Genomic DNA, 13926 nt, shown 5'->3' on the forward strand with positions numbered 1-13926 from the left:
CATCTGCGGAGGCCGCCGCCCCGGCGGACGGCCGAGGAGAGGACACTGAGGGCCGCTGACGTGGACTGACGAGGAGGACCCCGTGCGTGATGCGGTCATCTGCGAGCCCCTGCGGACCCCGGTGGGCGGCTTCGGCGGCTCACTCCGCGACGTACCCGTGCAGGAGCTGGCCGCGACGGTCATCCGTGCCGTCATGGAGCGCACCGGGCTGCCGCCGGAGTCGGTGGACGACGTCCTGCTCGGCCACTGCTACCCGACGATGGAGGCCCCGGCGCTGGGCCGCGTCGCCGCCCTGGACGCCGGCCTGCCGGTGACCGCCTCGGGTCTGCAGATCGACCGGCGCTGCGGCTCGGGCCTGCAGGCGGTCGTGTACGCGGCGATGCAGGTGCAGTCCGGCGCCGCCGACGTCGTCCTCGCCGGGGGTGCGGAGTCGATGAGCAACGCGCCGTTCTACTCGACCGCGATGCGCTGGGGGGTCAAGGCCGGTCCCGGCGTGCTGCTCAACGACGGGCTGGCCCGCGGCCGGGTCACCGCCGGCGGCCAGAACCACCCGGTGCCCGGGGGCATGCTGGAGACCGCGGAGAACCTGCGGCGCGAGTACTCGATCGGCCGCCAGGAGCAGGACGAGTACGCCGTCCGCAGCCACCAGCGGGCCGCGGCCGCCGCCGAGGCCGGCCGGTTCGCCGACGAGATCGTGCCGGTGACGGTGAAGTCGCGGAAGGGCGAGACCGTCGTCGACCGCGACGAGCACATCCGCCCCGACTCCAGCGTCGAGACCCTCGCCAAGCTGCGCCCGATCCTCGGCAAGGACGACCCCGACGCCACCGTCACCGCCGGCAACGCCAGCGGGCAGAACGACGGCGCGGCCATCTGCGTGGTGACCTCACCGGAGAAGGCCGCCGAGCTCGGCCTGCGCCCGCTGGCGAGGCTGGTCTCGTGGGGCGTCGGCGGCGTGCCACCGAAGACGATGGGCATCGGCCCGGTGCCGGCCACGGCCAAGGCGCTGGCGCTGGCCGACGTCAAGCTCGCCGACGTCGACCTGATCGAGCTCAACGAGGCGTTCGCCAGCCAGGTGCTCGCCGTCGCGCGCGAGTGGGGCTTCACCGACGCCGACTGGGAGCGCACCAACGTCAACGGCTCGGGCATCTCCCTCGGGCACCCGGTCGGCGCGACCGGTGGCCGCATCCTCGCCACCCTGCTGCGCGAGATGGACCGCCGCGACGCGCGGTACGGCCTGGAGACGATGTGCATCGGCGGCGGGCAGGGCCTGGCCGCGCTGTTCGAGCGGGTGTAGCCGCCGATCCCTCGCGCGTGGGTCGGGGCTCCGGGCAGGATGCGCCAGGAGCCCCGACCACCCGAGGAGACCCCGGCATGAGCGAGTCCACCTCCCGCGTCGCCGTCGTCACCGGTGCCGCCCGCGGCATCGGCGCCGCGACCGCCCAGCGGCTGGCCGCCGACGGGTTCGCCGTGGCGGTGCTCGACCTGCGGGAGGACGACGCGGCCGGGACCGTGGCCGCGATCGAGGCCGCGGGCGGGCGGGCGCTGGCCGTGGGGGCCGACGTGGGCGACGCCGCCCAGGTGGAGGCCGCCGTCGAGCGGATCGCCGCCGAGCTCGGCCCGCCGGTCGTGCTGGTGAACAACGCCGGTGTCACCCGGGACAACCTGCTGTTCAAGATGACCGACGCCGACTGGGACGTCGTCATGCACGTGCACCTGCGCGGCTCGTTCCTGATGACCCGGGCGGTGCAGAAGCACATGGTGGACGCCGGGTGGGGCCGGATCGTCAACCTCTCCAGCACCTCGGCGCTGGGCAACCGCGGCCAGGTCAACTACGCGACGGCCAAGGCCGGGCTGCAGGGGTTCACCAAGACCCTCGCGATCGAGCTCGGCCGGTTCGGCGTCACCGCCAACGCGATCGCGCCGGGGTTCATCGTCACCGAGATGACGCGGGCGACCGCCGCGCGGATCGGTGAGGAGTGGGAGCCCTACGTCGCCAAGCGCGCCGCGGCGATCCCGGTCAACCGCGCCGGCCAGCCCGAGGACATCGCGCACACCGTGTCGTTCCTCGTCAGCGAGGGCGCCGGCTTCGTCTCCGGACAGGTCATCTACGTCGCCGGCGGCCCGCGGACCTGAGCCGGCCGCCCCCGGACCTCGAGCCGGCGGCTACCGGGGTCCGAGCCGGCGGCTCAGGTGCGCTCGGGGTAGCGCGCCCGGACGAAGCAGAACGCGCCGAACGCGGCGATGCCGATCGCGACCAGCGTGAGCAGCCACTGCCCGAAGGGCGCCTCGAGGATGGTCCGCAGCGCGCCGTCCAGGCCCGAGGCCTTGGACGGGTCGAAGGTGACCGCGGCGTAGACCAGCAGCGCGCCGACCAGCGCGAGCGCGACCCCCTTGGCGGGGAACCCGATCATGCCCAGCTTCTCGACCAGCGACCTCGCCTTCGGCGAGGCCTCGGCGAGGTCGATCTGCTTGAGGAAGCGCTTCGAGAGGCCCTTGTAGACGTGGTAGAAGCCGACGCCGACGACCACCAGCCCGACGATGCCGACCAGCCACCGGCCGCCGGGCCAGCCGAAGACACCGGCGGTCTGCTGCTGTTGCTGTCCGGAGCTGGACTGCCCGCCGCCGGTGGCGAAGCGCAGTGCCAGCACCGCCAGCGCGAGGTAGACGACGACCTTCGAGACCGACTTGACGATCTTCTTGACCGCCTTCTTGCGGGCGTCGCCCGAGGCGGACAGCCCGCCGCGCCAGCGCAGGACCTCCGCCGCCTGCCAGACGGCCAACGCGATCATGCCGAGCGCGATGACCCACAGCAGCGGCTTCCCGACCGGCGAGTCGGAGAGGGTGGCCATCGCGCCGGACTGCGAGGCCTCCTGCCCGCCGCCGCCCCAGGCCAGCTGCAGCGCCAGCCAGGCCAGCAGCACGTGCACGACCCCGTACGCGATCAGGCCCACCCGGGCCAGGTGCTCGAGGGCGTCGCTGCTGCCCGCCCTGTCGGCAGCGCCCGCGGCCGACCCCATCGTCCCGCGCCCGCTCATCGCCCGGCTCCTTCCGCCACGACCCCCGGAGGGGAGCGTGACACGGAACCCGCTGCGCCGCTGGCCGGAGCGGTGTGGGGGGCGTGGCCGGTCACACGGGGTGGACCGGCGGGCGTGGGGGACACTGGCACCCGTGGTGGACGGCGGATCGGTGTTGACAGCGGAGCGGACGACCCCGGAGGCGGCGCGCCGGACCTGGCCGTGGTGGCTGGCCGGCGGGCTGGCGCTCGTGGTCCTCGCGGTGGTCGCGGTGTTCTGGGACGGCGGCGGGGCCCGTCTGCTGCTCGGCGCGATCGGGGTCCTGGCCGCCGTCCGGGGCCTGCTGCCGGCCCGCACCCCCGGGCGCGGTCGCGGTGCCGGTGCGGCGGTCGCCGTCGCCGGGCTGGCGGCCGTGGTCGTGGCCGCGCTCTCGGGGGGCGTGGCCGGCTGGGTGCTGCTGGTCGGTGTGCCGGCCGCGCTGCTCACCGGGGCGCTGGTGCTGCTCGCCCGCGGCGGCGCCGTCCGCCGCAACGCGCAGGCCGCGCTGGTGTGGGCCGTGCTCGTCACCGCGCTGCTGGTCGTCACCGGCGTCGCCACCTCCTGGAGCCGCGCCGCCGACGGCGCCGCGGTGGTGGCCGCGCTCGGCGTCGGCCTGCTGGGGGTGTTCCTGCTGGTGGGCGCGCTGAACCTGCGGACGATCGCCGCCCGGCCGCCGGCCCCCGCCCGGCCGGCGGGGTGTGCCGGGTGCGCCTGCGGCGCCGGGGGCTGCGGCCCCGCCTGATCGGCCGGCGAGCCGGTCGGGCTCGTTCCGGTTACCGCGCACCGGGGTGGGCAACCCCGGTTGCGTGAGTGGACACGTCTTCGTCGTGGGGGCGGACCTCCGCCGGCTGGTCTGCGACGACGTCCTGGTGCCGACCGACCGCTCCCTGCGGGTGAGCAGCGGCTGGCGCGAGCTGCTGCCTCCGGGCCTGGTGCTCAGCGAGGACGACGCCGGTCTCTGCCTGGACCTGCGGTGGGACGGCGACGAGCGGGTGCTCCAGGTGCCCGGCGACGGCGCGCGGCGGCTGTGGCTGGTGGACACCGTCGACGACGGGGAACTGGACTCCGACGACGCGCTGCCGTGGCTGCTGGACGGCGCCCGGGCGGCGCTGGCCGGAGTCGCGGACCGGGAGGTCTCCGCACCGGTGCTCGGCCGGGCCCGCCGGCTGGTGGCGCTGCCGGCGCTGGGCACCGGCTGGGGCGCGGCGGCCGGCCGGCGCGGCACGCTGCTGCAGCAGCTGCTGCCCGTGCTGCGGGAGGCCGCCGCGGAGCACGGCTTCGACGTGGCGCTGGTGCTGCACGGGCCCAGCGACCTCGCCGCCGCCCAGCGGGTCCGCCGGGGCGAGGAGGACAGCTGGCACCTGCCGCGGCACCTGCGGGAGCTGGCGGAGGACCTCGGGGAGCGGGCCCGCCGGGGCCAGCTGGCCGCGTTCGTCGGCGCCGGGGTGAGCGCGGCGGCCGGCCTGCCCACCTGGGAGCAGTTGCTCGACGAGCTGGCCGAGCACTCGGGGCTGACCGGGGAGCTGCGCCAGGGCCTGGCGCGGCTGCCGGCCCAGGACGCCGCGGCGCTGCTGGCCCGGGAGCTCGGGCGCGAGCGGCTGGAGTCCTTCGTCAAGGAGCGGTTCGGCCCCGCCCGGTACGCGCTGGCGCACGCGCTGATCGCCGACCTGCCCGTGCAGGAGTTCGTCACCACCAACTACGACCCGCTGGTGGAGCTGGCCGCCGCCGACATCGGCCGGGACCTCGCGGTGCTGCCCTTCGACGAGGCCGAGCCCGGCCGGCCCTGGCTGCTCAAGCTGCACGGGGACGCCGCGCACCCGGAGAGCATCGTCCTGACCCGCGACGAGTACCTGCAGTTCGGGGACTCGCGGGCCGCGCTGGCCGGGGTGCTGCACTCGCTGCTGCTCACCCGGCACGTCCTGTTCGTCGGCGCCTCCATGCAGGACGACGACCTGATCCGCATCGCCCACCAGGTGCGCAGCGCCGCCCAGGGCCGCAGTGCCACACCCCGCCGGCGCAGCGGCACCGTCCTCGCGCTGCGGGAGGACCCCGCGCGGGCCCGGCTGTGGGAGCGGGACGTCGAGACCGTCGCCATGTCGCCCGCGGGCGCGCCCCCGGCGGAGGCGGCCCGCCTGCTCGAGGTGCTGCTGGACCTGATCGGCTGCCTGTCCACCCCGCCGACCGGCTACCTGCTCGACCCGGCCTACCGCGGCCTGCTCAACGAGGAGGAGCGGGCGCTGGCCGAGGCGCTGCGGACGGTGGAGCAGGCGATGCCCCCGGAGACGGGCACGTCGGCGACGGGGGAGGTGGCCGCGCTGCTGCGCCGGCTGGGCTCACCCGACTGCGGCGCGGCCCGCGGTCCGGCACCGGCGGACGGCGCGACCGACGTCGAGGACGACCGCCTGCAGCAGCAGCGCCCGGGATGAGGGTTGGAGCGGGCCGCCGGCTGGGCAGGGTCCCCCTCGTGCGCCGTCCCCGCCTCGACTCCACCGTCCGGTTTCTCGCCCAGGGCTATGCCTGGCTGCCCGACCAGCGGCGGCGACTCGGCCGGCGCACCGTCGCCACCCGGCTGGGCGGGCTGCCGGCGTTCGGCATCGAGGGCCCGGAGGCGGCCCGCTTCCTCTACGACGAGGACCACGTCCGCCGGGCGCACGCCATCCCCGAGCCGGTGCAGGGCACCCTGTTCGGCAAGGGCGCGGTGCACACCCTCGACGGGCACGAGCACCGCGTGCGCAAGGCGATGTTCGTGGCCCTGCTCATGGACGACGCCCGTGTCTCCGCGCTGGTCGAGCGGGTCACCGCCGCGTGGGACGCCGCCGTGCCCGGCTGGGTGGACCGGGAGCAGGTCGTCCTCTTCGAGGAGGCGCGGGTGGTGCTCACCCGGGCGGTCTGCGACTGGGCCGGCGTCCCCCTGGCCGACGACGAGGTGGCCGCGGTCGCCCGCGACCTGACCGCGCTGGTCGACGGGTTCGCCACCGCCGGTCCCCGGCACTGGCGCGCCCGGCGGTCACGGGGACGGCGCGAGGCGTGGCTCGCCCGGCTGGTGGAGGACGTGCGCAGCGGTGCGGCCTCGGTGCCGGAGGGGTCGGTCGTCTCCGTGGTGGCCCGGCACCGCGACGCCGACGGCGAGCAGCTGGACCCGCGGGTCGCCGCGGTGGAGATCCTCAACGTCGTCCGGCCGACCGTGGCGATCAGCTGGTTCGTGGCGTTCTCCGGGCACGCGCTGGCCCGGTGGCCGCACCACCGGGAGCGGCTGGCCGCGGGCGACCCCGCGTTCGCCACGGCGTGGGCGCACGAGGTGCGGCGCTTCTACCCGTTCGCGCCGTTCATCGGCGGGCGGGCGCCGCACCCGGTGGAGTGGGACGGCGAGCGCATCCCAGCCGGCGCGATGGTGCTGCTGGACCTCTACGGCCAGGACCACGACGCCGACCTGTGGGGCGACCCCTACGCGTTCCGGCCCGAGCGCTTCCTCGACCGGGAGATCGGCGCGTTCGAGCTCGTGCCGCAGGGCGCCGGCGACCCGCGCACCAACCACCGCTGCCCGGGCGAGCAGGTCACCGTGGCGGTGCTGGCCGCGCTCGCCGTCCGGCTGGCCCGCCTGCAGGTCGACCTCCCGGAGCAGGACCTCACGATCTCGCTGCGGCGCGTCCCCGCCCGGCCGGCCAGCGGCGTGGTCCTGCGCGTGCACGGCACCACGGCGTGACCGCCGCAGTCGCCCGGTCGCGCAGCGTGGCGGGCGCGCCGGTGCCGGAACCGGGTCAGCCCGGTCCGTGGTGTCATCGGGCCGGGATCGCCGGGGGAAGGCGTTCCCGGGGGAGGTTCGGGATGGGCAGGTGGCTGGCACCGCTGGCCGGCGTCGTCGGGTTGCTGATGCTCGTGGTCGGCCTGGTCTGGGCCGAGATCGACCTCGCCACCACCGGCGGCATGGGTCTGGTCGGCCTCGGCGTGCTCGTGCTCATCGGCGCTGCCCTGCTCGCCGCCGTCACCGAGGCGCTCGCCCACGTGCACCGGCGGCACCGCCCCGCCGGGCACCCCACCGTCCGCCGCTGAACCGGGGCCGGACGACGCCGGCCCCGGCGGGCTTCAGCCGAGCCGGTCCAGCTCCGCGGGCAGCGGGCCGGGGGAGAGGACGCCGAGCCGCTGCGTCGAGCGGGTGAGCGCGACGTAGAGGTCGTTGTGGCCGCGCACCCCCTCGTCGAGCACCCCCTGCGGGTCGACCAGCAGCACCGCGTCGAACTCCAGGCCCTTGGCCTCGGTCGGGGTGATCACCACCGGGCCGAGGGAGGAGTCGGCGTCGGGACCGGAGGAGACGCCGTCCACCCGCTCGGCGAGCGCGGCGGCGACCTCGGCCACCCGGCTGGCCGGCACGATGACCGCGGTGGTGCCCTCGTGCCGCGCCCACCCGGCCACCACGTCGGCGGCCCGGCCGGTCAGCTGCCCGGCGCCGGTCACCTCGGCCCACGGGGCCTCGGTGCCCGGCCGGACCGACCGCGGCGCGGTCGCGCCCGTGCCGCCGGCAGCGAGCACGTCGGCGGCGACGGCCATGATCTCGGCCGGCGTCCGGTAGTTGACGGTCAGCTCCTCCAGCCGCCACGCGTCCCCGACGTGCGGCTCCAGCGTCGAGGCCCACGCCGACGCGCCGGCCAGGGTGCCCGTCTGCGCGAGATCGCCGACGGCGGTCATCGACCGGGTCGGGCAGCGGCGGACCAGCAGCCGCCACGCCATGGGGGAGAGCTCCTGGGCCTCGTCGACGACGACGTGGCCGAAGGTCCAGGTGCGGTCGGCCGCTGCCCGCTCCGCGGTGGTGCGGGTGTCGACCGCCTGGTGCCGCTCGGCCAGCTCCTCGGCGCCGATCAGGTCGCCGGCGCTGAGCACCTCGGCCTCGAGGTGCTCGTCCTCCAGGTCGACCGACCGCGAGCCGTGCAGCACGTCGAGGGTCTCCTGGGCCTCGGCCAGCCGGCGGCGGCGGTCCCGCTCGGCGCGGGCGCGCTGCGCGCTGTCGTCGAACCCGAGCAGCTCCTCGGCCTCCTCCAGCAGCGGGACGTCGGCCGGCGTCCACGCTGCGGTGCGCGGCCGGTGCAGGAGCGCCCGCGTCGCGTCGTCCCACTCCGGGGTGGCGCGCTCGATGCGGGCCGGGTCGGCGTAGAGGTCGCGCAGCAGCCGCTCGGGGGTGAGCACCGGCCACAGCTCCTCGACCAGCGCGCGGACGGCGTGGTCCTCGGCGACCTCCTTGCGCAGGGCGGCGAGGTCCTCCCGGTCGAGCAGGTTCACCCCGCCGCGGACGTCGGCGCCGATCCGCTCCGCGTAGCGCTTGGCGAGCGTGTCGACGATGCGGCGGGCGAAGTGCGGGCGGGCGAGGTTGTGCAGCCGGTCGGCCTTGCGGGCGGCGGCCTGGGCCCGCCGCACGTCGATGGGGCGCAGCCGCAGCGCGAAGCCGTCGATCGTGAGCTCGCGGGGGCCGTCGGGCACGACTTGCCGGTCGGCGACGGCGGCCTCCAGCACCCCGACCATCTCCAGCCGGCCCTTGACGGCGGCGACCTCCGGCGCCTCCTCGCCGCGGGCGTCCAGACCGGGCCGCAGCTGGCCGAGCCCGGACAGCAGCACGCCGGTCTCGCCGAGGGAGGGCAGCACGTCGGCGATGTAGCGCAGGAAGGTCGGCGTCGGGCCGACGACGAGCAGGCCGCGGCGGGCCAGGCGCTCGCGGTGGGTGTAGAGCAGGTAGGCCGCGCGGTGCAGCGCGACGGCGGTCTTGCCCGTGCCCGGGCCGCCCTGGACGACGAGGACGCCGCGGTCGTCGGCGCGGATGATGCGGTCCTGCTCGGCCTGGATGGTGCGGACGATGTCGGTCATCCGGCCGGTGCGGGCGGTGTCCAGCGCGGCCATGAGCGCGGCCTCGCCGGTGAGGTCGGAGCCGGCGACCCCGCCGGTGAGGACCTCGTCGTCCAGCCGGACGACGGTGCGCCCGCGGGTGCGGATGTGCCGGCGGCGGGAGACGCCGAGCGGGTGCACCGGGGTGGCGGTGTAGAAGGGCCGGGCCGCGGGCGCGCGCCAGTCGACGAGGGCGGGGTCGCCGCCGGCGTCGTCGGCGGCCAGGCCGATCCGGCCGATGTAGAGCGGGCCGTCCTCGCTGCGGTCGATGCGGCCCACGCACAGGCCCGCCTCGGCGGCGTCGAGGGCGGTGACCCGCTCGGTCTGGAACCGCACGGTGGCGTCGCGCTCCTGCAGCGCCTGCGGGTCGACCGCGGGCCAGGAGATGGCCTGCTTGAGCCGGTGGGAGGCCAGGTCACGGGCCGCGTCGAGGCGGCCGTAGAGCTCCTTCACGTACTGCTGTTCGGCTTCGATGTCCGGATGGGGAACGACCTCGGGCTGCGTCGTCGGCACTGCGCTCTCTCTGTCGGCGTCGTCCTGCAACGGAACAGGCACGGGACAAGGCAAACGCCCATGGTGCCCCCGCATTCCCGACCGTGGGGGCAGGCGCTCCCGCCCACGCCCGGGACGTGGGTGCCCGCCTGCTGGTCGCGCCGACGCTGCCGCCGAGGTCACACCGGGCGATCAGGACGGCAACCCGGAGGTCACCTCCGTGACACGTCGCCTCCCTAGCGTCGTCCGCGTACACCCGAGGAGGCACTCATGACGACGCAGACCATCTCCCGCCGGACCCGTCGCAGCTCCGGGACGCGGACCCGCCCGCGCCCCGAGCGCAGCGCCTGGACCTGCCCCAACTGCCAGGGGGTCACCCACCCGCCGCGCAAGCGCTGCGCCGACTGCGGCACCTCCCGCTACTAGAAGGACCCCCTGCCTCCCACCGCTCGCAGGCTCGCGGCGGGCCCCTGCAGGGGGCCGTCCCGGTCAGGAGGCGGCAGGGGGCGCCCGCGCAGCCGGACGACGGCGGCGCGGTAGCGGCCCCGCCCGGCCAGCCGCCACGCCAGGCGGGACAGTGGGGAGACGCCCGCGAGCAGGCGGGCGCGGTCGCCGGGGCAGGCGTCCTCGAGCGCCATCCCGAGGACGAACAGCCGCTCCCGGCGGGTCAGCCCGCAGCGCGCGGTCCGGGCGACGGCGGCCCACGCCCCGGGAGGGAGCTCGGCCAACAGGGGCAACAGCTCCCGCTCCTCCGCGGCGGTGTGCGCGTCGACGGCGCGCGCGAGCCCCAGGCAGGCGACGGCGAAGGCGTCCCGTGCCGGGAGGGTGCCGGCGACGGCCCACTGCCGGGCGGCGGTGGACAGGTCGCGCAGCCGGGAGTCCAGGCCGGCGGTGCGCGCCGTCCAGTCGGCCACGGTCCGCCGGGCCGCGTCGGACCGGTCCCCCGGCAGCGCCCGGAGCAGCGCCGGCCAGAGCTGCTCCCGCTCCGTCGCATGGTGCTGCAGCAGCAGGCGGCCCACCAGGTCGGCGTGGCGGGTGAGGGCCCGGGTCCGGCCGGCCTCGTCGGCCGGTGCCCAGCCGGCCAGCTCCGCCAGCAGGTGCAGCTCGCGGCGGACCAGCTGGTGCAGCACGCGCTGGTGCGCCGCGGCCGGACCGGGGACGGCCGCGGGGACGGGGAGGGGAGCCGCTGCGGCGGCGGTCGGGGGAGCGGGGTGGGAGAGGACCGCGGCGGCGGTCATGGGGCACCTCGTCAGCGTCGGGTTGGTCGTGGACGGCGAGGACGGTAGGGACGCCGCCGTCCCGGACGACAGGGTTCCCCGTCCCGACCGGGCCGGGACGACGGGATCTCGACCCCGGCGGACGGCGCTCCCGTCGCGCGACGGACGCCGCACCCGCCGCGGTCGGCCTCCGGTCGCGGCCGCGGGGGACACGGGCGGTCCGATGCGGTTACCGTCAGCCGGTGGGTGTGGTCACGCGCAACCGGGTCCGCGTCAGCGGCGTCCCTGGCGGTCGGCCCATGGTCCTCGCCCACGGCTACGGCTGTGACCAGTCGATGTGGCGCTTCGTCGTCCCGGAGTTCGAGGTCGACCACCGCGTCGTCCTGTTCGACCACGTCGGGTCCGGGCAGTCCGACCTCACCGCCTACGACCCGGCCAAGTACGGGTCGCTGCGCGGGTACGCCGCGGACGTCGTCGAGCTGTGCCGCGAGCTCGAGCTCACCGACGTCGTCTTCGTGGGCCACTCGGTCAGCGCGATGATCGGCGTCCTGGCCGTGCAGCGGGCCCCCGACCTGTTCGGGGCGCTGGTGATGGTCGGGCCGAACCCGCGCTACGTCGACGACGGCGACTACACCGGCGGCTTCACCCGCGCCGACATCGCCGGCCTGCTGGACTCCCTCGACAGCAACCACCTCGGCTGGTCGCGGGCCATGGCCCCGGTGATCATGGGCAACCCCGACCGGCCGGAGCTCACCGAGGAGCTGGCCAACAGCTTCTGCCGCACCGACCCCGACATCGCCCGCCACTTCGCCCGCGTCACGTTCCTCTCCGACAACCGCGCCGACCTGCCCGGCGTCTGCGTGCCCACGCTGGTGCTGCAGTGCACCGCGGACGCGATCGCGCCGGAGGTGGTGGGCCGCTACGTGCACGCCCAGGTGCCCGGCAGCGTCTTCACCCAGCTGGCCGCCACGGGGCACTGCCCGCACCTGTCCGCGCCGGAGGAGACCACGGCGGCGATCCGGGCCTTCCTCTCCGGCTGAGCCCGGCCATGGACGAACGCAGCGAACCGCAGCCACCCGACCGCCCGGCCGGGCTGTACCGGCTGCTCGACGAGGACCCCGCCGACCTCTACGAGAGCGCGCCGTGCGGCTACGTCTCCATGCTCCCGGACGGCCGGGTGGTCAAGGTCAACCGCACCTTCTGCGAGTGGACCGGCCGGGACGCCGGGGAGCTGCTCGGCACCCGCTTCCAGGAGCTGCTCAGCATCGGCGGCCGTGTGTTCTACGAGACCCACATGGCGCCGCTGCTGCGGATGCAGGGCGGGGTGCGGGAGGTGGCGCTCGACGTCGTCCGGGGCGACGGGGCGCTGCTGCCGTGCCTGGTGAACGTCGTCGAGGTGCGCGACGACACCGGCGCGCCGCTGCTGCTGCGGGCGACGGTGTTCGAGGCCACCTCGCGTCGCCGGTACGAGCGCGCCCTGCTGGCCGCCCAGCGCGCGGCCGCCGAGTCCGAGGCGCGGTCGCACACGGTGCAGCGGGTCGTCTCCGAGCTGGCCCGCGCGACCACCGCCCGCGAGGTGGCCGACGTCGTGGTGACCCGGGCGCGGGAGGCCGTCGGCGCCAGCGGGGCGGGGCTGTGGCTGGCCGACGAGCGGCGCGCCGCCGACCGCCCGGGGACGTCGATGCCGCCGGTCGAGCTGGTCGCCAGCGACGGGATCCCCGAGGAGCTGCTGTCCGCGATGGGGGCGGCCGCGGCCGGGGGCGCGGAACTGGTGCGCGGCGGCGGGGTGCACACCGTGCCGCTCGGCGCGGGCCTGCAGGCGGTGTGGCCCGACCTCGCCCGCGCCATGGACGACGCCGGCCAGGAGGCGCTCGTCGTGGTCGCGGTGAACGCCGACAGCCGGCACCTCGGCGCGCTGGTCCTGCTGCTCGGTGCGCGGGGCGACAGCGAGCTGATCGAGCTCACCGAGCCCGGCCGGCGCGGGTCGCTGCCCCGGGCCGACGTGGAGCTGCTCGACACGGTCGGCCGGCAGGCGGGTCAGGCGCTGGAGCGGGTCCGGTTGTACGAGGAGACGGCGCGGCAGGCGGGGCGCTCGGCGTTCCTCCTCGACGCGGCCCGGCTGATGGCCTCCGCCGTCGGGGTGACCGAGACCGCCGAGCGGCTGGCCGAGCTGGCGGTGCCCCGGCTGGCCGACGTCTGCGTCATCGACCTCGCCACCGAGCACGGGCCCGCCCGGCCCGCCGCGCGGCACGGGGACCCCCGCCGGCAGGCCGACGTCGCCGAGCTCCAGGAGCGCCACCTGCCGCTCCGGAGCGGGCCGCACCCCAGCGTGCGGGCGATGGTGGAGGGCCGGACGGTGTGGGTGCGGGAGATCACCGACCGGTTCCTGGTCGAGATCACCACCGACGAGCGGCACCTGGAGATCGCGCGGTCGCTGGACCTGCGGTCGCTGGTGTGCGTGCCCCTCATGGCGGAGGGGCGGGCGCTGGGCGTGCTGACCCTGGGCGCCGACCGGCGGCGCGGGCCGTTCACCGCCGCGGACGTCGAGGTGGCCGAGCAGCTGGCGCTGCAGGTGTCGCTGGTCGTGGACAAGGCCCAGCGCTTCGAGCGGGAGGCGCTCACGTCGCACACGCTGCAGCGCAACCTGCTGCCGCCGGTGCCGCCGTCGGTGCCCGGGCTCGCGGTCGCCGTCCGGTACGTGGCGGCCAGCCTCGGCGCCGACGTCGGCGGGGACTTCTACGACGTCGTCCCGCTGCCGGGCACCGAGGTGGGGCTGGCCGTCGGCGACGTCGTCGGCCACGACATCACCGCCGCCGCGGTCATGGGGCAGCTGCGCGGCGTCTACCGGGCGCTGCTGGCCGACCGGCCGCCCCCGAGCGCGGTCATCGACCGGCTGCAGGCGGGGTGGTCGCTGCTGGGGTTGCAGCGGATGGCGACCGCGCTGTTCGCCTCGCTCGACCCGGCGACCGGTCAGCTGCGCATCGCCTCGGCCGGGCACCTGCCGCCGCTGCTGGTCGCCGAGGGGCACGCCGAGCTGCTCGACGTCCGGCCGAGCCGGATGCTCGGGGCACCGCCTGCGCCCGCGCCGGCGGCCGAGTGGGCGGGGGTGCTGCCGCCGGGCGCGACGCTGCTGCTCTACACCGACGGGCTGGTGGAGAGCCGCGACGCGGACCTGGACGTCGGGCTCGACGCGTTGCTGGAGGTGGGGGCCCGGGCCCCCACCGCCCATACCGACCCGCTGTGTGACCGGCGGCTGGTGGACCTAGTATGTGGGGAAACCCGCGACCACAATGCGC

The 13926-nt window shown here is 76.6% G+C and carries 12 protein-coding genes; 9 read left to right on the plus strand and 3 right to left on the minus strand.

All coding sequences use genetic code 11. From position 1 onward, the window contains the following. Window positions 1-82 precede the first annotated feature (82 nt). Complete coding sequence (locus ACI78Q_RS16005) at window positions 83-1294, plus strand: acetyl-CoA C-acetyltransferase (RefSeq protein WP_456924399.1); 1212 nt, start codon at window positions 83-85, stop codon at window positions 1292-1294. A 77-nt stretch (window positions 1295-1371) separates the two neighbouring features. After that, window positions 1372-2133 carry a 3-oxoacyl-ACP reductase FabG gene (gene fabG / locus ACI78Q_RS16010; RefSeq protein WP_456924400.1) on the plus strand — a complete coding sequence of 254 codons (762 nt, stop codon included), beginning with the start codon at window positions 1372-1374 and terminating at the stop codon, window positions 2131-2133. A 53-nt stretch (window positions 2134-2186) separates the two neighbouring features. On the opposite strand, the gene ACI78Q_RS16015 is transcribed toward fabG, so the two are convergent. Continuing rightward, the gene (locus ACI78Q_RS16015) at window positions 2187-3035 is read right to left on the minus strand and encodes a DUF1206 domain-containing protein (protein ID WP_456924401.1); all 849 of its coding nucleotides are present in this window, start codon (window positions 3033-3035) and stop codon (window positions 2187-2189) included. Between the two features lie 133 nt (window positions 3036-3168). Between ACI78Q_RS16015 and ACI78Q_RS16020 the strand changes: the two genes are divergently transcribed. The 4 genes from ACI78Q_RS16020 (at window position 3169) to ACI78Q_RS16035 (ending at window position 7103) form a co-directional block, all read left to right on the plus strand. Then, window positions 3169-3795, plus strand: a complete 627-nt coding sequence (locus ACI78Q_RS16020; protein ID WP_456924402.1) for a hypothetical protein — start codon at window positions 3169-3171, stop codon at window positions 3793-3795. Between the two features lie 64 nt (window positions 3796-3859). Then, complete coding sequence (locus tag ACI78Q_RS16025; RefSeq protein ID WP_456924403.1) at window positions 3860-5479, plus strand: SIR2 family protein; 1620 nt, start codon at window positions 3860-3862, stop codon at window positions 5477-5479. 38 nt (window positions 5480-5517) lie between these two features. After that, the gene (locus ACI78Q_RS16030; protein WP_456924404.1) at window positions 5518-6756 is read left to right on the plus strand and encodes a cytochrome P450; all 1239 of its coding nucleotides are present in this window, start codon (window positions 5518-5520) and stop codon (window positions 6754-6756) included. Window positions 6757-6878: 122 nt separating this feature from the next. Further along, window positions 6879-7103 (plus strand): hypothetical protein, encoded by a 225-nt coding sequence (locus ACI78Q_RS16035; RefSeq protein WP_456924405.1) that lies wholly within the window; start codon window positions 6879-6881, stop codon window positions 7101-7103. Between the two features lie 33 nt (window positions 7104-7136). Here ACI78Q_RS16035 and ACI78Q_RS16040 read toward each other — a convergent pair whose 3' ends face one another. Beyond that, window positions 7137-9476 (minus strand): HelD family protein, encoded by a 2340-nt coding sequence (locus ACI78Q_RS16040; protein WP_456924406.1) that lies wholly within the window; start codon window positions 9474-9476, stop codon window positions 7137-7139. Between the two features lie 207 nt (window positions 9477-9683). On the opposite strand from ACI78Q_RS16040, the gene ACI78Q_RS16045 reads away from it, so the two are divergent. After that, window positions 9684-9839 (plus strand): hypothetical protein, encoded by a 156-nt coding sequence (locus ACI78Q_RS16045; RefSeq protein WP_456924407.1) that lies wholly within the window; start codon window positions 9684-9686, stop codon window positions 9837-9839. On the opposite strand, the gene ACI78Q_RS16050 is transcribed toward ACI78Q_RS16045, so the two are convergent. After that, window positions 9836-10651, minus strand: coding sequence for a hemerythrin domain-containing protein (locus ACI78Q_RS16050; RefSeq protein ID WP_456924408.1), 816 nt, complete (start codon window positions 10649-10651; stop codon window positions 9836-9838). The genes ACI78Q_RS16045 and ACI78Q_RS16050 overlap by 4 nt on opposite strands. Window positions 10652-10872: 221 nt before the next feature. Here ACI78Q_RS16050 and ACI78Q_RS16055 point away from each other — a divergent pair, with 221 nt between their 5' ends. Together ACI78Q_RS16055 and ACI78Q_RS16060 are read left to right on the plus strand one after the other, a co-directional pair. After that, entirely contained in the window at window positions 10873-11670 is a 798-nt protein-coding gene (locus ACI78Q_RS16055; RefSeq protein WP_456924409.1) for an alpha/beta fold hydrolase, read from the plus strand. A gap of 8 nt (window positions 11671-11678) precedes the next feature. After that, window positions 11679-13926: SpoIIE family protein phosphatase (locus tag ACI78Q_RS16060; RefSeq protein ID WP_456924410.1), on the plus strand; the 2248-nt coding region annotated here is incomplete at its 3' end.

The organism is Geodermatophilus sp. SYSU D00705 (assembly GCF_054050135.1).

Bases quoted from the DNA above. Each gene is read 5' to 3' on its own strand.
- fabG (WP_456924400.1), top strand. From the start codon at position 1,372: ATGAGCGAGTCCACCTCCCGCGTCGCCGTCGTCACCGGTGCCGCCCGC.
- ACI78Q_RS16015 (WP_456924401.1), bottom strand. From the start codon at position 3,035: ATGAGCGGGCGCGGGACGATGGGGTCGGCCGCGGGCGCTGCCGACAGG.
- ACI78Q_RS16035 (WP_456924405.1), top strand. From the start codon at position 6,879: ATGGGCAGGTGGCTGGCACCGCTGGCCGGCGTCGTCGGGTTGCTGATG.
- ACI78Q_RS16045 (WP_456924407.1), top strand. From the start codon at position 9,684: ATGACGACGCAGACCATCTCCCGCCGGACCCGTCGCAGCTCCGGGACG.
- ACI78Q_RS16050 (WP_456924408.1), bottom strand. From the start codon at position 10,651: ATGACCGCCGCCGCGGTCCTCTCCCACCCCGCTCCCCCGACCGCCGCC.